This is a genomic window from Methanolobus profundi (assembly GCF_900114835.1).
Taxonomy (GTDB): Archaea; Halobacteriota; Methanosarcinia; order Methanosarcinales; family Methanosarcinaceae; genus Methanolobus; species Methanolobus profundi.
Genome location: NZ_FOUJ01000001.1, coordinates 35,377 through 52,983 on the forward strand (window position 1 = coordinate 35,377; position 17,607 = coordinate 52,983).

General features: G+C 43.2%; 21 protein-coding genes. 7 read left to right on the forward strand and 14 right to left on the reverse strand.

Going from position 1 to position 17,607, the window contains the following annotated elements:
* The first annotated feature begins 109 nt into the window (after positions 1-109).
* Complete coding sequence (locus BM008_RS00205; protein ID WP_091931545.1) at positions 110-904, forward strand: DUF1638 domain-containing protein; 795 nt, start codon at positions 110-112, stop codon at positions 902-904.
* Positions 905-975: 71 nt separating this feature from the next.
* Here the strand turns inward: BM008_RS00205 and BM008_RS00210 are convergent, their stop codons facing one another.
* The 5 genes from BM008_RS00210 to BM008_RS00230 all read right to left on the reverse strand — a co-directional run bounded on the left by BM008_RS00210 (position 976) and on the right by BM008_RS00230 (position 4,784).
* Entirely contained in the window at positions 976-1,218 is a 243-nt protein-coding gene (locus tag BM008_RS00210) for a hypothetical protein (protein WP_091931547.1), read from the reverse strand.
* Positions 1,219-1,448: 230 nt separating this feature from the next.
* The gene (locus tag BM008_RS00215) at positions 1,449-1,772 is read right to left on the reverse strand and encodes a cupin domain-containing protein (RefSeq protein ID WP_091931551.1); all 324 of its coding nucleotides are present in this window, start codon (positions 1,770-1,772) and stop codon (positions 1,449-1,451) included.
* Positions 1,773-1,975: 203 nt separating this feature from the next.
* Complete coding sequence (locus BM008_RS00220; RefSeq protein ID WP_091931554.1) at positions 1,976-2,188, reverse strand: hypothetical protein; 213 nt, start codon at positions 2,186-2,188, stop codon at positions 1,976-1,978.
* Positions 2,189-2,401: 213 nt separating this feature from the next.
* Entirely contained in the window at positions 2,402-4,405 is a 2,004-nt protein-coding gene (locus BM008_RS00225) for a monovalent cation:proton antiporter family protein (protein WP_091931557.1), read from the reverse strand.
* A 139-nt stretch (positions 4,406-4,544) separates the two neighbouring features.
* Positions 4,545-4,784 carry an MTH865 family protein gene (locus tag BM008_RS00230; RefSeq protein WP_091931560.1) on the reverse strand — a complete coding sequence of 80 codons (240 nt, stop codon included), beginning with the start codon at positions 4,782-4,784 and terminating at the stop codon, positions 4,545-4,547.
* Positions 4,785-4,989: 205 nt separating this feature from the next.
* Between BM008_RS00230 and BM008_RS00235 the strand changes: the two genes are divergently transcribed.
* A complete protein-coding gene (locus BM008_RS00235; RefSeq protein ID WP_091931562.1) occupies positions 4,990-5,760 on the forward strand; it encodes a winged helix-turn-helix domain-containing protein in 771 nt (256 codons plus the stop codon).
* A 21-nt stretch (positions 5,761-5,781) separates the two neighbouring features.
* On the opposite strand, the gene BM008_RS00240 is transcribed toward BM008_RS00235, so the two are convergent.
* The 9 genes from BM008_RS00240 to BM008_RS00270 all read right to left on the reverse strand — a co-directional run bounded on the left by BM008_RS00240 (position 5,782) and on the right by BM008_RS00270 (position 11,195).
* A complete protein-coding gene (locus tag BM008_RS00240; protein WP_143072230.1) occupies positions 5,782-6,912 on the reverse strand; it encodes an ammonia-forming cytochrome c nitrite reductase subunit c552 in 1,131 nt (376 codons plus the stop codon).
* 12 nt (positions 6,913-6,924) lie between these two features.
* The gene (locus BM008_RS14670) at positions 6,925-7,161 is read right to left on the reverse strand and encodes a hypothetical protein (protein ID WP_143072231.1); all 237 of its coding nucleotides are present in this window, start codon (positions 7,159-7,161) and stop codon (positions 6,925-6,927) included.
* 141 nt (positions 7,162-7,302) lie between these two features.
* Entirely contained in the window at positions 7,303-7,560 is a 258-nt protein-coding gene (locus tag BM008_RS00245; RefSeq protein ID WP_091934017.1) for a CxxC-x17-CxxC domain-containing protein, read from the reverse strand.
* Positions 7,561-7,693: 133 nt separating this feature from the next.
* Complete coding sequence (locus BM008_RS15175; protein WP_281246257.1) at positions 7,694-7,822, reverse strand: hypothetical protein; 129 nt, start codon at positions 7,820-7,822, stop codon at positions 7,694-7,696.
* A 211-nt stretch (positions 7,823-8,033) separates the two neighbouring features.
* Positions 8,034-8,303: an elongation factor 1-beta gene (locus BM008_RS00250; protein ID WP_091931568.1), complete on the reverse strand. Its 270-nt coding sequence runs from the start codon at positions 8,301-8,303 to the stop codon at positions 8,034-8,036.
* 10 nt (positions 8,304-8,313) lie between these two features.
* A complete protein-coding gene (locus BM008_RS00255; RefSeq protein WP_091931571.1) occupies positions 8,314-8,481 on the reverse strand; it encodes a zinc finger domain-containing protein in 168 nt (55 codons plus the stop codon).
* Positions 8,482-8,573: 92 nt separating this feature from the next.
* Positions 8,574-9,206, reverse strand: coding sequence for an amino acid kinase family protein (locus BM008_RS00260; RefSeq protein WP_091934020.1), 633 nt, complete (start codon positions 9,204-9,206; stop codon positions 8,574-8,576).
* A 79-nt stretch (positions 9,207-9,285) separates the two neighbouring features.
* Positions 9,286-10,275, reverse strand: coding sequence for a hydantoinase/oxoprolinase family protein (locus BM008_RS00265; protein ID WP_091931573.1), 990 nt, complete (start codon positions 10,273-10,275; stop codon positions 9,286-9,288).
* Positions 10,272-11,195: an ATP-grasp domain-containing protein gene (locus BM008_RS00270; RefSeq protein ID WP_177187913.1), complete on the reverse strand. Its 924-nt coding sequence runs from the start codon at positions 11,193-11,195 to the stop codon at positions 10,272-10,274. Before BM008_RS00270 ends, BM008_RS00265 begins: the two co-directional genes overlap by 4 nt.
* A gap of 552 nt (positions 11,196-11,747) precedes the next feature.
* On the opposite strand from BM008_RS00270, the gene BM008_RS00275 reads away from it, so the two are divergent.
* The 5 genes from BM008_RS00275 to trkA all read left to right on the forward strand — a co-directional run bounded on the left by BM008_RS00275 (position 11,748) and on the right by trkA (position 17,569).
* The gene (locus BM008_RS00275; protein WP_091931576.1) at positions 11,748-12,158 is read left to right on the forward strand and encodes a heat-shock protein; all 411 of its coding nucleotides are present in this window, start codon (positions 11,748-11,750) and stop codon (positions 12,156-12,158) included.
* A 155-nt stretch (positions 12,159-12,313) separates the two neighbouring features.
* Complete coding sequence (gene grpE, locus BM008_RS00280) at positions 12,314-12,832, forward strand: nucleotide exchange factor GrpE (RefSeq protein WP_091931579.1); 519 nt, start codon at positions 12,314-12,316, stop codon at positions 12,830-12,832.
* 92 nt (positions 12,833-12,924) lie between these two features.
* A complete protein-coding gene (dnaK, locus tag BM008_RS00285; RefSeq protein WP_091931582.1) occupies positions 12,925-14,778 on the forward strand; it encodes a molecular chaperone DnaK in 1,854 nt (617 codons plus the stop codon).
* A gap of 100 nt (positions 14,779-14,878) precedes the next feature.
* Entirely contained in the window at positions 14,879-16,048 is a 1,170-nt protein-coding gene (dnaJ, locus tag BM008_RS00290) for a molecular chaperone DnaJ (RefSeq protein WP_091931584.1), read from the forward strand.
* A 186-nt stretch (positions 16,049-16,234) separates the two neighbouring features.
* Entirely contained in the window at positions 16,235-17,569 is a 1,335-nt protein-coding gene (gene trkA, locus BM008_RS00295; protein WP_091931587.1) for a Trk system potassium transporter TrkA, read from the forward strand.
* The last annotated feature ends 38 nt before the right edge of the window (positions 17,570-17,607 follow it).

Genomic DNA, 17,607 nt, shown 5'->3' on the forward strand with positions numbered 1-17,607 from the left:
GTATTCCCTTTAGCTATGCTGTCCCATTTCTTCTCCTGGTCGTGGCAGCGTCAGATTATAATAGTATCCAATATCAGATCTTTATATACTTTTCAGGAGGTACAGTTCTATGCCGGTGATGACTTTCATTGCATGTCGTATGTTCGAGGATGAGATAGTTCATATTGTCGAGACAGATGATTCTATTAAGCATCTATTGATAGTGGATAATGAAGATTCAGGAGGGCTGGTGGATAAGCTCAATGATGCTGGCTGTAATTATTCCCTTGTTCCCGGCGATGGGATAACACAACACCTGGAGGGTGATGACATCACTCTTGTGGTGGAAATGCTTGAACTTGCTTTACATGCTACTCCGGAACATCTCAGGGAAGTGGTCTATGGGAAGGCACGTGAGATGTCAGAGTACTCTGATGGCATTCTTCTTTTCTATGGTCTATGTGGCAATGTGCTCGGCAAAGTTGATACAGAGCTTGCTGATCTTCCATGCCCGGTGCGTATACTAAAAGAAGATAATGGGGATGTTATAGACGATTGTATCGGTGCGGTACTTGGAAGCAGAGCTGCCTATCTTGAGAAACTAAAAAGTTTTCATGGAGTTGGCACTTTCTTCATGACGCCAATGTGGGCAGCACACTGGCGTGAAATGGTGGTGTCTGCTGGGATGACGCCTGATCCCGATGACATAAAGCTCTCAAAGTTCGTTTTTGACTATGCAGGCTACAAGAATGTTGCTAAAATGGATACAGGTCTGCATTATGAAAAGCAGTTCGAACCTAAGGTTGAAGAGTTTGCAAAACTCTTCGAATTCAATATCATTGATATGGAGGCAAGCCCAAAGCTGTTGGTTCGTTGTTATGAACAATTGAAAGATGAGGTTCTGAAAGTTCAGGGAGTCTGTTAATGGGTCTCTGCTCTAAAAAATAAATGGATAACTTCCATTATCCATTATTCGGGATCATACTATTAAGGAGATCATTCTCCTTTGCTGTACGTTCTTACGGACTCGACCTTCTCCCAGTCATAGTAGGTGTTGATCTTCTGACCGTCCTCTTCTTCGGTGATACGTACGAACTGTTCTCCCAGGAAAAGGATCGCTTTTGAATAGGTCTTTCCTTCATTGACCTGTATGCTTACTCCTTCTCTTAGTTTCCTTGACATCGTACCATGAAGTGGGGACGATGCGTACTCAAATACTTTTTCCCATGTATCTTTCATTTTTTCACCTTTCAATTCAAAATGGTCTTTTCAAATCATTTCATGTATGAGTTGTTTATTCATACATCGGATTCCTATGTGCTATTAGCTAGTATTTAAGTATATCTAAGTACTGATAAAGATGAACAATGTACTGTAACAAATTTGATTATAATATACTATACGCTAAGGGCGTAAAATAGCATCAAATGGTCTAAAAAATAGGATGAAATGCGTGCCTGCAGTGATCTTTAATCTATATATTCATCCCTGCGGGGAGAAAATACCTCTATTGCGATGGAATCCTCAAGTACTTCAGCCATATGTGGTATTTCAGAAGGTATGTTCCATGAATCTCCTGCTGTAACTTCATGTGTCTCAGCACCGATCGTCAGGAGCATCTTGCCTGATATCATATATCCGGTCTGTTCATGGATATGGTTGTGTTGTGGGAGTGAACTTCCCTCTTTCAGGATGAACTCTGTCATAAGTGTCTTATCCCCGTGAACGATCGCTTTCATCATAATTCCGGGAAGCACTTCCTTGTAACCTGATATTTCATGCTTACTGAACATGAGACATGTTTACAACTCATTATAATTTATTATTTTTCATCAGGATAAGTAAAAAAATAGGTTGATCTTTCCTTACCGGTTACGGTAAGCAAAGATATTCTCAGTTTTGATGTCAGTACATCATACTAATGGAAGGTTTTAAAAGTCCAACAGCACAAGTCGCTTTTTTCGATGCTGTACATTTAAAGCTCTGTGGCTTCGCATCAACTTGTTCGAATTCCTTCCAGACCCTGAAATGTCTGAAACGCTGCTGCGTCTTTCTGGACAACTTCCATTCCATATTCGATTCTCCATTTCTCTATTTTATAATTTGTTAGACCTTTTGTAAGGTCTTTATTTTCAATGAATGCTCTATCTTTCTCCCATATAAGGTAAACGCATGAAATCCATATGAATGGGTCATTTTTCCTGCTCATGGATGCGCAGAAACTATTTTGCCGTTATTCTGTTTGACCGATAACTGGATATTACGATCATGACCAATTCCTTTTCAACTCTTGATTATAATTATTAATAATTATAGTTATCGCCTGAAATATCCTTTCATAAACTCATAAATTCAATTTTTCGACATCCCAATGTCATCTTTTAGAAGATACTTCTTCTACGCAAATGATGAGCCTATGTGGTCAGATAGTGCAGGATGGCCCCTTGAAAACTTCCCTTATCAAATGCAGGTCTTCGGGTTTTCCAAAGATTATACAGACATCACCTGGATATATTGAGGTATCACCATCAGGATTTGTGATCGTCTCGTTCCCTCTGCGTATGGCAAGTATGGTCGCTTTATGTTTTGTCCTTATGTTCAGTTCCCTGAGCGTCCTTCCTCTCGCCAGGCAGTTCTCTCCTACTTTGAAGGTGCTGACCTCCATTCCCGGAAGCTCATCCTTCAGGTCGAAAACCCTCTCCTGGTCCATTGAATAGGATTTCCTGAGCATACAGTAGCCGTTGGCACGTATCTCCCTTGTGAACTTATCGATATCTTCCTCAGGCACAAGATACTTTTTGAGCAGACGGACAAATATCTCTACGGATGTTTCATATTCCTCAGGTATGACCTCATCGGCCCCAAGCTCATGGAGTCTCTTCATCTCAGTGATATAACGGGTCCTGGCAATGATGTATATTTCCGGGTTCTGATCTTTAGCTGTATTGATTATTTTTCTTGTTGCGACGAGATCGGATATTCCTACAACCAGTATTCTGGCAGAATCTATGTTCGCTGATCTCAATACAGCCTCGTGACTTGCATCACCATAGTGTATCCTTTCTCCTTTTTTCTTCTCATGGCGGACGGTCTCAGGGTTTGTTTCTATGATCACATATGGTATGCCTGCATTTCTTGCTGCATGCGATAATGTTTTTCCATTAAAACCATATCCGATTATGATAAGATGATCTTTGATCTGATCTTCTTTTTCTTTTGTGAGTCCATTTGCATAGAAACCATTGATAAGTTTCTGATACGGTACTGTCTTTATCACTCTATCTGAGATGCCATATGATGATGATGTTATGAATGGTGTAACTGCCATTGTTATGATAGAAACAGCAAGGAACTTCTGATACATGTCCTGATCAAGAAGGGAATATTCCAGCCCGAAGGTCGAGAGCACGAATGAGAATTCTCCCACCTGTGCAAGTGCAAGTCCGGTAATGATAATTGTTCTTAGTGGGTATCCGAGTATAAATGTTGCAAGACCTGCTGTGACAGATTTAATGATAATGACCGCAAGTGCCAGGCCAAGCAGGTAGAGAACGTTGTCGGTGAAAAATTCAATATTCAGAAGCATCCCTATGGACACAAAGAAGAAGCTCATGAAAATATCCCTGAAAGGCATGATATTTCCCATGGCCTGATGACTGTACTCTGATTCTGAAATGATCAGTCCTGCCATGAATGCTCCAAGTGCAAGTGATAGTCCTATGCTCGATGTGAGCCAGGCAGTTGCCAGACAGATGAATACGATACTCAGAAGGAATAATTCTCTGTTCCTGGTCTTTGCTATCTGGAACAGCAGAGATGGAATTATCCACCTTGCACTTACAAGGACAAGTACGATTATTCCTATGGCTTTGAGAAGGAACAGTGGTAATGTATCACTGGAAGCTGTAGATTCGCCGGCAAGAATGGGTGTTATAAGGATCATTGGCACGATAATAACATCCTGGAATATCAGAATTCCAAGAGATGTCCTGCCATGTGGTGTATCAAGTTCTGCCTTTTCCTGAAGCAATTTGAGAACTATGGCTGTACTACTAAGTGATATGAGAAATCCTATGAACAATGATGTATTGAAGCTGAGACCGAAATATCTGTCTATATAGTAAACAAGCATAATGGTTGTTAGTATCTGGACAGTTCCTCCAAGAAGGACCGATCTTTTGATGTCCCAGAGCTCTCTTATGGACATCTCCACACCAATTGTGAACAGAAGGAGGATTATACCTATCTCTGCCAGCGCCTCTACTTCACTGATACTGCTTATTATTCCCAGCCAGTGTGGTCCTGCAAGCATTCCTGTAACGAGAAATCCCAGGACAGAAGGTAACTTCATTTTGTTGAAGAGGAGCAATATGATTATAGATAGTCCGAAAATTATCCCTATGTCTGTAAATAGTGTTAATTCCATGTTCTTTTCACAACTTCCACTGTAAATATTTCAACTTCACATTAACAGTGGCTTTAGAATTTAAAAAAGATTGTGTCTGTCAGATGTATTCATGGAAAGATGGTCAAAAAAGAAAATGTAAAGAAAAATCAGGGAAGGCTTAGAGTCCGGCCCTCTCAACGATCACATCTGCAACTTCTTTTGCACTTTTAAATGGGAAATCACTTTCTTTTAGCAAAGTACCTGCTTCTCCGGCAGTTACTGCTACGTCTCCTGACCTGCATGTGGTGTCTGCTCCTGCAGGGAATGCAGCCAGGAGCTTTTCAGGGGTCTCGATTGGGAATGTTGCATCTGCAAGTCCGCCTATGATCTGGCTGTGAATATCTTCTTTTACGCTCATATTTTTATTATCTCCTGTATTGCTTTAGTTACTTCTATGGCTTATGATGCTGTTTTCTCCGGAGCGTATCAGCAATACCTAATACGACAGTTTTTAATATATACTTAATCGGCATTGAAATATAGTAACTACAATTGAGTATACTTGAATAACCTTCTACTATTATACAATAACCTTTATAATCCGGGAGATCTTATATCCATATATGCGACAAGACCACGATTATGAGTCCGAGCTTTCCGATATCCGGTTGAAGCTCTCGGATATTCACAATGACATACGTTCCTTTATTGATTCAACAGGTCATCAGCATCTTGATTCTGTCGTACGTAGTGTGAAGGATGACTATTCAGGTGTCATTGTTCGTCATCTTATGGATGATGCAGGAAAGGGACTTGAAAAGAATATGGTAAAGAAGTGTGAGATGCGTGGTGAATGTAAAGGTCTTCTATCCAATGTCCTGCAAAAGAATGCCGGTCTTATAATGAACGATACGGTCAATGAAGCCTCGATCGAAGAGAACCGTCTTGAACTAAAGAAGCTTCGTACCATGGTGCCTTATGACAAATGTGATATCTGTTTTGCAGAAGCTTCGGATATTATGTCCCGACAGGTAACTCTCATGCGTTCCATGAAGATATACGAGACAAATAGTGAAAAGAGGTATGATCTAAGCCAGCTCCCTCCTGAGGTAGTGGTGGATGATATTCTGGAACCTTTATGCCATCAGAAACGTTTTGATATACTCAAGGCCATCACCGGTGAGACCAGGAGCTTCTCTGCCCTGTCAAATCTCACAGGTCTTCGTGGTGGGAATCTCCTGTTCCATCTTCAAAAGTTAATGGAGAGCGGCATGATAATCCAACGACATGAGAGGGGAGATTATATGATAACAGGCAAAGGCTTCAAGGTCATGGAAGGGGTCAGTAGCATCTATTCCTCTCTGAACCCTCCGAAGGGAACAGAGAAAGAATAAAGCCTGTATCTTTGGATATCTTCATTTCTTTCCATTATTCCTATTTTCAAAAATAAGTCCGGTCACTGTTATTGCAACGAATGATAATAACACTCCAAATCCTGGTGTGGCTGCTCGTTCTTTGTTGCTGGCTCTGGTTCCTTCTTCTATGACCGAATTGAGCAAGATCTCTGCCGTGTCAAGTTCATCATTGGCACGTTCCATATTGTGAATTCCAAAGCTACCATCTGACTCCACTTTGCTGATATGGTACAATGCATTGTTATAGTTCTCAAGTTGTTCCTGATAACTTGAGTTGTCATCTATCAGTGCAAGTGCATCACTGGCATTCCCTTCAATGAGCTCTAAATCCTGTAGTCTTTCTTTTATTGCTTCCTGGTCAGTGGCAATGATATTTGAAAGTGCTATATCGTGGCAGTCATCACATTCATTATCTGGTGGATCATCGTCATCATGGCCTACGACGTGGCATTTCTTGCATATATTGCCAGAGTTCGGGTCTGAAAGCAATGCTGGCTGGATATCTAATGAATGCCCCGTAACAGTTGTCTCATTCCCTTCTATCATGGTTGCCATATGGCAGTCGGTACATCCAAGTTTTACTGCATGTACATCATTGGTGTATATGGATCCGTTATACATTTCCCATTGGGTATATCTGATCACTGTGGTGTTCCCATCAGGTTCAGCTCCTCCTGAATTATGGCAGCTTGCACAGAGCTCGGTGGATGTTGTTGTCCTAAGTTCAGCACTATGAGGTTCATGGCAGGCGACACAGGTGATCCTCCATTCGTTGATATCCTCTGGTTCGGGCATACTATCTTCACTCAGGTCGTACAGTTCACCATCCTCGATGTTCAGTATCGCACCTTCCGTACTTTTACAGGAAACACATGAGCTGCTGTTGATCACCTCAGTTTCCTCAATGTTAGAAGGTTCGGAATGGCTTGCCATTGTTCCGGGGTCGAATGTATCACTACTATATTCGTTCCACTCATTGTATGTCGTTTCGTGTTGGCCACTATGGCAACTCCCGCAAAGCTCAGCAGATATGTTGGACTTTGGTGTTGTTTCAGAAGGTGTTATGATATGTATCTCAAAACCCTCCACCGGAGGTTCGTGACACATTTCACACTCTGGTGATTCCCTCACCACTTCTCCATACTATTTACTGTAAAGCCGGGGAGTACTGGCGGCATGACATGGAAGGCATGACTCAACACCCGGTTTTGTATCCTGTACCACAGGTTCGGTATAATGGGGTGAATCTTTCCACATGTCGTATTCTTCCAGATGACACTCTTTGCAATCTTCAGTGGTTGCTGCTGTGGCTAAGTTTGCTGATATAAATGTCAATAGTAGAACGAGCAGAATTTTCCGGACCAATATCACATCTAACACCCTTTAAAAGTTGGAACTCTTCAGTATATAGGTGTTTGTGTATGATCGGTATTTACAGGCAGTGTATGTTGATGTATCTCAAAAAAAGGATGGCAAAGTATTGCTACTTTGCCCTGTAATATTGTATCTCAGATATGGAGCCTAATATCTCTTAGGTGGTCTGTGGTTCTGGAAGCACTCTCTGCAATATACAGGTCTGCCTTCAGTTGGTTTGAATGGTACCTCGGTCTCCTGGCCACAGTCGGAGCATGTTGCTTTGTGCATCTCTCTTGGACCACTGGGTCTGAAGTTACCTCCGCCTCTTCCGCCTCCGCGATTGCCACCTTTGAAGCCGCCTTCGTTCCTTCTGTTTCCATCTCTTGGACCGCCTCTGAAGCCACCACTGTTGTTGTCTCTCATATTTATGTTTCCTTTGTTGTTTATTTCTGACACGTTAACTCTGGGTCAAGATACTTCGCACGATCCGTTAATTTGATTCTACCAGGTCTACAATCATTGCAGCTGGAACATAGTCACAACTATTGGATACAGGTTACTTTGTGATCTCCCCTGGGACATCCTTGGTCGTGATGCTATGGCAGTTCTCATTGAGACGGGAACCTCTTATCCCGTAATCTATACGATGCTCTTTTTTAGCAATTAACCTAAAAGAAGTAGCCAAATGGAATTATCCCTTTCTTAACCCACAAGTAAGTTAACTGTCAATTTCAAAATTGGACGCAGAAATATAAAAAGCTATGCTTACCTGCTTTTATGAAGCTTATTTCATAGTGATCAGGTCGTTATGATCTGAACGCGATGTATCTGGTGGGAACCAGAGTCGTGGTAAAATAAAGTTACAAAGTTAAATACTTAATAAAAAAAAGAGAGGTTCAGACAGGTCTTCCGACTTCTGTCACCATTACGCTCTCTACGCCTTCGACTGCTGCAAAGGCCTGCTCTACACTTTCTGTACCGCCTTCAAGGTCTCCTACAATGACGACCATGATAATAGCCTTAAGGCCGAATGCGATAGGCTCTTCCTTGTGGGTGCCGTATTCTGCGCCTTCTGGCAGTGCTGCGATCAGATTGTCTTTGAGTGCTTCGAGGTCTGTTTCAACTGAAACAGGCATGATCTTAATAGTTGCGGCTACTTCTCCCATGTTACTCGCCTCATGCTCCTACAAAGCCACATTTTGGGCATGTATATGGGTTGCTCTGCTGCCTGCAGCTTGTACATCTTCCGAGCTCTTTGCCACAAACAGGGCATGGGAAACGTACATAGCCTGTTTCCACAAGACTCTTGTTGCATGTGGTACAATTATCGACTTTACTTGCCATTTATAATCTCCTTACTGTAAATAAATATATGATCAATATAAACACTGAAAAATCAGCATGTCAGTGATTTCAGTACATACGCAGTATATAATTTAAATATTCCCCTTGATGTGAGTGCCCAGGACAGTTTTTCCGATAACAGCATCAATAACCCTTTCCGGATACAGCCCATTGACAACGACACAGTCCATCATGTTCTTTATCAGGAATCCAGGTAGTGAGCTGTCGATACATGTTATTCCCATTCTTGACAGTTCTTTTGCAGTCATCCACTTCTGAATGATGTCATCCGCCATCACTCCATCCACATCAGTGACCTTGACAAAACGTGAACTGGTCTCCTTTGCAACCCATGCGGCAATGGTGTCTGAGGTCACGTCCCAAGAATGTGGTAGTATGTCGTTCTCCCTGAGCATTCTATAAGGTAACAGAACTGATACTCCATTTGGCATTTCATGGGGGTCGTTCACGGAGTTCACTCCTGTCTTATCAATAAGATAGTAAGCATATTGTTCCATTGAGAGGATAGCCATCCAGTGGGCTGCATCATCACTTATGGAGCATTTCTCACTCAATGTGCGTATGTGGTTGGCGAAAACCCCTCCTCCCGGTACGATAAGTATGGAGTCTGTATCCTCATTGTTCACAAAATGGTCCTGAAGCGCTTTTACTATGGATGTTGAATCTTCCATAAGACTTCCGCCAAGTTTCACAACAGCCCGCATTCCGTTCAACTCCTTTCCTATAATGTGTATGGTGGGTCCTGAATCTTGTAGGATATCAAGGTATCTGTTATGATATGACTTATTCTTTTCTGGGGTTATCGATATCTTCTTCAAGTATCCTTGCAGCAGCATATGCAGGGAATACCTTTGAGGTATCAGCTCCCCATATATCGGCAACTGAGGTGCATTCAAAACCAAGTCTGGTGGCTGCCTCCTTTATGAGGAACTCGCCAAGGCCTGCAGAGACTATCCTGTTAAGGCCGTTCTTCTCAGCAACAACAGCAATGGCTTCACTGAGAAGCGTTATCTGTCTCTCCTTTATCTGTTGGGCGATATTGTATATCTCCTCTGGGGATATCTCCGAAAGATCAGCACATACCACGCGTGCAAGCCTTCTCATAGCATCAGTTCTGGTCTTGCCGGCCCCGTCTGCGGTCTCGCACGTGTATAGTTCTTCTGTGATATCTCCGAGCAGGAGGTATGCATCAGCAGTTGTCGAGAAAAGTTCTGACGCAATGTTGCATTCGCCACTTGCCACATTCACTTTCTCAAGCAAGTATGCGATGTTTGTCCTCAGTGTTCCTGCATAGAACAGTTCGCTTCTGACAAGCCTTGAGAAGTCGGTAAGTCCTGCCACATGCTTTCCATCCTTTATGGGTATGATGTCGCTGGTTGTGCTTCCAACATCCACGAAAAGGCAATCTCCTATCTCTGAACCGATAAGTCTTGTGGATGCTGCCCAGTTCGCAGCAGCAAGATCACGCAGGTTCCCTGTATCTTCATAGAAGTGTCCGTTACTGTCAATGTATCTCACTTCACAATCAAATGCATCATTTACAGAGCGCATGATGAATCCGATCCCCTGCAACTTGTCCTCGAAACAGTCTGCAAGCTCTCCTGTCATCACTACACTGACCTTGTCGGGTCTTAGTTCATTTGCAATGTCCTCTAAAGAGGTTGGTAATGTGGTATCCTTCCACAATGGTATGTAATGAAGTTCTATTATCTCGCCATCGGCTGAAGCTATCTTTGTGTTAGCACCGCCAATATCTATGCCTATTATTCTCATATGATGTCCTCTATGTCATCTTTTGTGAAAGAGCACTCCCCTTCGAGCGTAACTGATGGGGGAAGTTCTCCGAACATATTCATTAACAGAAGTTCTCCTATCTCGTAGTTGAGTGTCCTTACAAGGCCGAATATAGCTGTTGTAGGTCTTGGGTTTACATCTATAACGTAAGGTCTGTCTCCATAGACTATGTCTATCCCGACATATCCATTACATCCAAGTATCTCAACTGTTCGTTTTGCTTCCTGGAAAACTTCGTTCTGGTATTCTGCTCTATAGGGTACCTGATTCCCCTTATAGTCGAATATTGTGTCACCGTTATCATCTATTATATCGATAAGTTGTTTGTTAAGGCTCAATGGAAGTGTGCTCTGTCCACATATCATACTTACACTGAGGTGCTCACCTTCGATATATTCGGTAGCTATGTACTCGTCATTTCCGTTGATATTCGAAGTGCACATTCTCACTCCTTCTGAAGCACAGCCATATCTGGGTTTTATCACGTATCTCTTATCAGATCCTGTACTGACGATCTCTGGAACATTGACCGAACCTGATCCCAGTATTTGTGTGCATGCAAGCTTATCGGCACAGTTCCTTACAGATGTTGCCGGACAACCAAGGTTGACTGTGTTGCTTTCTATTATTTCTGTCAGATCGCCCAGTAGTTCATCCGGGCCAATAACAAGTCCTGCATCACATTCAAGTGCATTTTTTTCCAGTACATCTTCGAAGGAACTTTCATTGGATATTACCGGCTGTCCACTCTTAAGTATGCTTTCTGCGGTCAGGTATGTCACTTCGTGTCCAAGACGCTGAAAACTGTCAGCAAGGGTGCTCAACATTGCTCTTCCTTCAAGAAGCAATGTACCTCCCAGTCCTATTCCCATGGCATATTCTGCAAGCAGTATCTTCATGTTGGATGCAACTGCATTATTTGATATATCCTTTCCTATTAATATTACTGTTCTTGAAGTTGTGGTGGGGGGTGCTGGGCGTTCTTTAATGGTGATAGTTCTAAATTATAATGGCGTTGTAATTTCAAACAATGTTATATTTTAGAGTGGATTTATGTTATATATCAAGCAAAACAAGTGGATATGTGCAACAGGGGATGGTATGAGTCCTCGGTTGTGTGTGCAACAATAAGTTGGTATGCGGGGGTACTTTCCAAAGTGGTATCTGAACCATGTATCTTTCTCGCTACTCTTAAGATACTGTTTCAGTCCATAGTGGGGTTGGAACGGGCCAATTGAATTAGGGGGGTGGAGTATCACTATGTTCGGTGGTACTATGTTTTCATAGTGCTTCACTCCTCTTTATGCCCTATTTATGATCGTTTTTCATGTAACAGGCGGATATCATGTCTGTCAATACGTCTCTTTGAGTCTATTTTGATCTCTATATCTCCTATCAGGGGAATATTTTAAAAATAAATATATACTATGATCGCTGATAGGGGGAATGGGATGAACATGGACGTGAATACTGATAATCCATTTGTACAGGCACTGGTGGTCTCTACTACAATGGCGATCTTTATGGTAGGTGTTGCCTTCGGACTTATGAATATGGCAACCAGTGGACTTGATGTCCCTATGCCTGTGATACTTCTTATATTTGCAGTTATCTTCATAGCAGGCTCGGTGTATTTTGAATCAAGAGGTGCGGATTATATGGGCTCTCTGGTAGGTGGGGCTATAGTGGCTCTGGTAGCAACATTCTCAACTACGGCTTTTTTCAGTGGTGTGAAGTATTCCATAGAAGGTGGGATCTCTGCTATTGGATGGGAGCAAGTTATATCTGCATTGGCAGTATGTATGATCGCAAGTATGTTCTTGATACGGGTTCTGCAGCATAAGTTGAAGGGTGTTCTCTGAACTGTGGTATGTTGTCAGTTCATAGGATCATTTTATCTTTTGTTGACTTCATTTCTGCAAAATAAGGCGTATATGCGAAAAGTATTTATAGAACTTCAAACAATCACTAGTTCGAATGCACATTACCGCGCATAGAAAATGCGGAGATATTGATAATGGCTGATGGACCAGAGAATTGTGAAGATTTAGATTCGAAACCGGTTGACGAAGGAACTACTGATAGCAACTCCGCTGAGGCTGAGGTTGCACAGCTTAAGGATAAGCTTCTGCGCCTGACAGCTGAGTTTGATAATTTCAGGAAAAGAAGTGCCCGGGAAAAAGAGGAATATCGTAAGTTTGCAGTCGAGCAGGTGATCATTGAGCTCCTTGAGGTCTATGATAACTTCGAGCGTGCTATCGAATCTGCAAAGCAGACCGAAGATATATCATCTGTTATCACGGGTGTTGAAATGGTCTTCAAACAATTTACAGGTATACTCGAGAAGGAAGGTCTTCAAAAGATAGAATGTGTCGGGCACGAGTTCGATCCGTTCCTTCACGAAGCGATGATGCATGTAGAACATCCTGACCACGATGAGAATACGGTGGTAGATGTCTGCAAGCCAGGGTATTATCTGCACACGAAGGTCATAAGACCTGCAATGGTGACCGTTTCAAAGAAAGCTGAGAAGTAGGATCTGGAATTAGAAGGTAAGGATACCTTCAATATAGATAAAACGCAATTATTAATGATATACTATAATTAATTCATATAAGAGGTAATAAAATGGGAAAGATATTGGGAATTGACCTGGGAACTACAAACTCCTGTATGGCTGTGATCGAAGGTGGAGAACCTACAATTATACCTAATGCAGAGGGAGGAAGAACCACTCCTTCAGTTGTAGGTTTCTCTAAGAAGGGTGAGAAACTTGTAGGTCAGGTTGCCAAGAGGCAGCTTATTACCAATGCCGATAACAGTGTAAGCTCTATCAAGAGGCACATCGGCGAGGGTGACTACAAAGTAACCCTTAATGACAAGGAATACTCTCCACAGGAAGTTTCTGCAATGATCCTTCGTAAGTTGAAGGAAGATGCGGAATCATACCTCGGCGAGACCATCACACAGGCTGTAATTACTGTCCCTGCATACTTCAATGACTCACAGAGACAGGCAACAAAGGATGCAGGTACAATTGCAGGTCTTGAGGTAATGAGAATTATCAACGAGCCAACAGCAGCATCACTTGCATATGGTCTTGACAAGGATGAAGAAGACCACAAAATACTCATCTACGACCTTGGTGGCGGTACATTCGATGTATCCATCCTTGAGCTTGGTGGAGGAGTATTCGAAGTTCTCTCAACTGCAGGTGACACTCACCTTGGTGGAGATGATTTCGATCAGAAGATCGTTGATTTCCTTATTGAGGAATTCAATAAGATCGAAGGCATCGACCTTTCAAAGGACAAGGCATCACTCCAGCGTTTGAAGGATGCTGCTGAGAAGGCAAAGATCGAGCTTTCCGGTGTAACTTCCACTAACATCAACCTTCCATTCATCACTGCAGATGCGAACGGTCAGCCAAAGCACATCGATATCGACCTCACAAGAGCACAGTTCGAGAAGATGACCGCTGATCTGCTTGACAAGACACTCGTGGCTGTCAATCAGGCAATGAAGGATGCAAAGGTATCTTCATCAGACATTGACAGAGTACTTCTTGTAGGAGGTTCCACAAGGATGCCTGCAGTAACGGAGCTTGTAAAGAAGGCAGCAGGAAAGGACCCATACAAGAACATCAATCCTGATGAAGCTGTAGCAGTTGGTGCAGCAATACAGGCTGGTGTACTTGGTGGCGAGGTCCACGATGTACTTCTGCTCGATGTCACGCCATTGACCCTTGGTATCGAAACACTCGGAGGGGTCTCAACACCTCTTATCGACAGGAACACTACCATCCCTACCAAGAAGAGCCAGATCTTCTCAACAGCAGCTGACAACCAGCCATCTGTGGAGATCCATGTACTTCAGGGTGAGAGAGGCGTTGCATCAGGTAACAAGTCACTGGGCAGGTTCACACTTGACGGTATTCCACCAGCACCAAGAGGACTTCCACAGATCGAGGTCACATTCGATATCGATGCGAACGGTATCCTTCATGTCACTGCAAAGGATATGGGAACCGGTAAGGAACAGTCCATATCAATCCAGAAGCCAGGTGGACTTACCGACGAGGAGATCGACCAGATGGTCAAGGATGCAGAGATGCATGCTGAAGAGGACAAGAAGCGCAAGGAAGAGGTTGAGGTCAAGAACACAGCCGAGTCCCTTGTGAACGCTGCTGAAAAGACCCTCAAGGAAGCTGACGAGATCGCAACCGATGAGCAGAGGTCAAAGATCGAGGCAGCTATCGAGGCTCTGAAGGCTGCTCTTGAAACCGACGATATCGAAGATATCAAGGCAAAGACAGAAGAACTTCAGACCGCAGTCTATGATGTGTCCGCTGCAATGTATCAGAAGGCACAGGAAGAAGCTGCAGCTGCAGCATCTGATGCAGAAGATACTGGATCTGCTGGTGACTCCGGAGAGGAGACCATCGTGGATGCAGACTACGAAGTTGTCGATGACGACAAGTAAGTTAAACATGGATAAACATAGTAAGATGCCCTGATAAGGGGTATCTTAATACCTTTAATTTTAATTTAATGAAAATCATATAGTATCATAGGAATCATCCATGTCCACTACACGCGATTATTATGAGATCCTGGGTATATCCAAGGATGCCACAGAGTCCGAGATAAAGAAAGCTTACAGAAAGCTTGCTATGCAATATCACCCGGACAAGAACAAGGAAGAAGATGCCGAAGCAAAGTTCAAGGAAATATCCGAGGCATATGCTGTCCTCTCGGACACTGAGAAGAGGGAACAGTATGACAGGTTCGGTCATGCAGGTATAGATGGCCGGTACAGTCAGGAGGATATCTTCAGAGGTGCAGACTTTGGTGGCTTCGATGACCTTGGTGATATACTTGGAGGTATCTTCGGTGGTGGCTTCGGTGGCTTTGGAGGTTTCGGTGGCGGACAAAGAAGACAGGGTCCTATGAGAGGCTCTGATCTGCGCTATGATCTGGGTATCACCCTTGAGGCAGCAGCAGATGGTGTAGAGACCACCATCAATGTTCCAAGGGCTGAGAACTGTGGGTCCTGTGATGGTACTGGTGCGAAAGCAGGTACAAGTCCAAAGACGTGTTCTACATGTCGTGGTTCAGGTCAGGTTACACAGGCACGTAATACTCCATTTGGAAGATTCATGTCAACAACTACCTGTAACGCCTGTCATGGACGCGGTCAGATCATCGAAGAACCATGTCCTGCATGTAAGGGCACAGGTAAGATGAAGAAGGTCCGTAAGATATCTGTCAAGGTGCCAAAGGGTGCAGATAATGGATTACGCCTCAAGATAAGAGGCGAAGGTGAGGAAGGAAGTCCAGGTGCACCATCTGGTGACCTCTATGTGGTCATACATGTGGAGCCACATGACAAGTTCCAGCGTGTTGGCGACGATATCCTGTATGAGCAACCTATATCTTTCACTATGGCTGCACTTGGTGGGAACGTAATGGTCCCGACACTTCATGGGAATGTGAAAATGAATATAAAGCCTGGAACACAGACACATTCTATCCTTCGTCTGAAGGGTAAGGGTATGCCTCATCTTCACGGACATTCACATGGTGACCAGTTGGTCAAGATCATCGTAAAGACGCCAACAAAGCTGACCGGGGAACAAAAGGAGCTTCTTGAGAAATATCAGGAGCTAGAAGGAAGTCCTGATGTAAAAGGTCCAAAGGGCGGAAAGGGCATATTTGAGAAGGTGAAGGGAGCTTTTGAGGCTGGAATATAGTCACTGTCCTCATAATTCCGATTCCCTCTTCTACTTTTTTTCTATTTAATTTTTTGGACATCTTTTTATATAGCCACACTAATTATGTGGTAAGATTTAAAAACCAATAAGCATATTATGCGGTTTTGTTTTCAGTTTCGCAAGTTTCATAGGAATGTCCTATATATGAGCTTTTGAAGGTATATTATGAAGATCGTAATAATTGGTGCTGGTGAAGTTGGTTATCATATTGCTAAAGCACTTTATCAGACAAACGATGTTGTTATCGTAGACCTGAACGAAGAAGCATGTCTTCGTGCAGACGAACTTGATGTCCATGTCATACACGGTAATGGTGCAAACGTATCTATTTTGCACGATGCTCTGGATGGCGCAGGTCTCCTGGTGGCAGTAACCGGGTCCGATGAAGTAAATATCGTTGCATGTATGGCTTCCAAGCTCACCGCTAAAGGTAAAAATAAACTAAAGACCGTAGCCAGGGTCAGTAATCCTGATTATATCGACCAGCCTGTGGCCAAGCGCCCTCAGATAGGTATCGATATTATGGTCTGTCCTGAACTCTCCCTCGCATCAGAGGTCGCACAGATCCTTGCTATTCCTTCGGCCATAGATGCTGAATACTTTGCAGGTGGTAAGGTGGAGATGATGGAATTCGTTGTTCCTGATGATCACTCTCTTGTGGGCAAACATATGCAGGACCTTCATCTCGCAAATTGCTGTATCATAAGTGCCCTTTTCAGAGATTCAGAGGTTATAATCCCACATGGCGAAGATACTATTGAAGGTAATGACCACATAGTTGTCATTGGGAAACCTGCTTCCATGAAAGAGGTCCGTGATCTCTTTGGTGAGAAAGTAGGAAAAAGAAGTAAGGTCATGATCATCGGTGGTGGGGTGGTAGGTTTCTATCTTGCAAAGATGGTTGCAAAGAGCGAGTTCGACCTTAAGATCATAGAGTCTGATAAAGAACGGTCTGCTGCTATCGCTGAAGAGCTTCCTGATGTTCTTGTTCTCAATGGTGATGGTACTGATATCAATCTTCTAAAGGAAGAAGGTGTCTCTGATATGGATGTCGTGATATCAGTGACCAATAGTGATGAGAAGAACCTTCTGTGTTCTCTGCTTGCCAAACAGCTTGGAGTGAAGAAAGTAATTGCAAGATCGGACAGGTCTGATTATGTTTCCCTCTTTGAGATGGTCGGTGTGGACAGTGCAGTAAGCCCTCGTCAGGCAACTGTAAATGAGGTGCTGAAACTGACCTTTGGTCAGGGTATCGAATCTATCACTACCATTGAAGGTGAGAAGGCCGAGATCATTGAATACACCACTTCCAAGAAGTCAAAGATCGTGGGCAGACCATTGAAGAATGTAAAATTCCCATCTGGTGCTATAGTCAGTATGGTTGTCCATAACGGTAATACTGTAGTCCCTCGTGGAGAATATGTGATAGAGGAGGGCGACAGAGTAGTTGTGTTCGCTCTACAGTCTGCCAATGCAGAGGTTGAGAGACTCTTCAAATAACCACCAGGGGGTTATGATCTGAATCATGGTGTAATACT

Bases quoted from the DNA above. Each gene is read 5' to 3' on its own strand.
- BM008_RS00205 (WP_091931545.1), top strand. From the start codon at position 110: ATGCCGGTGATGACTTTCATTGCATGTCGTATGTTCGAGGATGAGATA.
- BM008_RS00210 (WP_091931547.1), bottom strand. From the start codon at position 1,218: ATGAAAGATACATGGGAAAAAGTATTTGAGTACGCATCGTCCCCACTT.
- BM008_RS00215 (WP_091931551.1), bottom strand. From the start codon at position 1,772: ATGTTCAGTAAGCATGAAATATCAGGTTACAAGGAAGTGCTTCCCGGA.
- BM008_RS00220 (WP_091931554.1), bottom strand. From the start codon at position 2,188: ATGAGCAGGAAAAATGACCCATTCATATGGATTTCATGCGTTTACCTT.
- BM008_RS00225 (WP_091931557.1), bottom strand. From the start codon at position 4,405: ATGGAATTAACACTATTTACAGACATAGGGATAATTTTCGGACTATCT.
- BM008_RS00230 (WP_091931560.1), bottom strand. From the start codon at position 4,784: ATGAGCGTAAAAGAAGATATTCACAGCCAGATCATAGGCGGACTTGCA.
- BM008_RS00235 (WP_091931562.1), top strand. From the start codon at position 4,990: ATGCGACAAGACCACGATTATGAGTCCGAGCTTTCCGATATCCGGTTG.
- BM008_RS00245 (WP_091934017.1), bottom strand. From the start codon at position 7,560: ATGAGAGACAACAACAGTGGTGGCTTCAGAGGCGGTCCAAGAGATGGA.
- BM008_RS00250 (WP_091931568.1), bottom strand. From the start codon at position 8,303: ATGGGAGAAGTAGCCGCAACTATTAAGATCATGCCTGTTTCAGTTGAA.
- BM008_RS00255 (WP_091931571.1), bottom strand. From the start codon at position 8,481: ATGGCAAGTAAAGTCGATAATTGTACCACATGCAACAAGAGTCTTGTG.
- BM008_RS00260 (WP_091934020.1), bottom strand. From the start codon at position 9,206: ATGCGGGCTGTTGTGAAACTTGGCGGAAGTCTTATGGAAGATTCAACA.
- BM008_RS00265 (WP_091931573.1), bottom strand. From the start codon at position 10,275: ATGAGAATAATAGGCATAGATATTGGCGGTGCTAACACAAAGATAGCT.
- BM008_RS00270 (WP_177187913.1), bottom strand. From the start codon at position 11,195: ATGAAGATACTGCTTGCAGAATATGCCATGGGAATAGGACTGGGAGGT.
- BM008_RS00275 (WP_091931576.1), top strand. From the start codon at position 11,748: ATGAACATGGACGTGAATACTGATAATCCATTTGTACAGGCACTGGTG.
- grpE (WP_091931579.1), top strand. From the start codon at position 12,314: ATGGCTGATGGACCAGAGAATTGTGAAGATTTAGATTCGAAACCGGTT.
- dnaK (WP_091931582.1), top strand. From the start codon at position 12,925: ATGGGAAAGATATTGGGAATTGACCTGGGAACTACAAACTCCTGTATG.
- dnaJ (WP_091931584.1), top strand. From the start codon at position 14,879: ATGTCCACTACACGCGATTATTATGAGATCCTGGGTATATCCAAGGAT.
- trkA (WP_091931587.1), top strand. From the start codon at position 16,235: ATGAAGATCGTAATAATTGGTGCTGGTGAAGTTGGTTATCATATTGCT.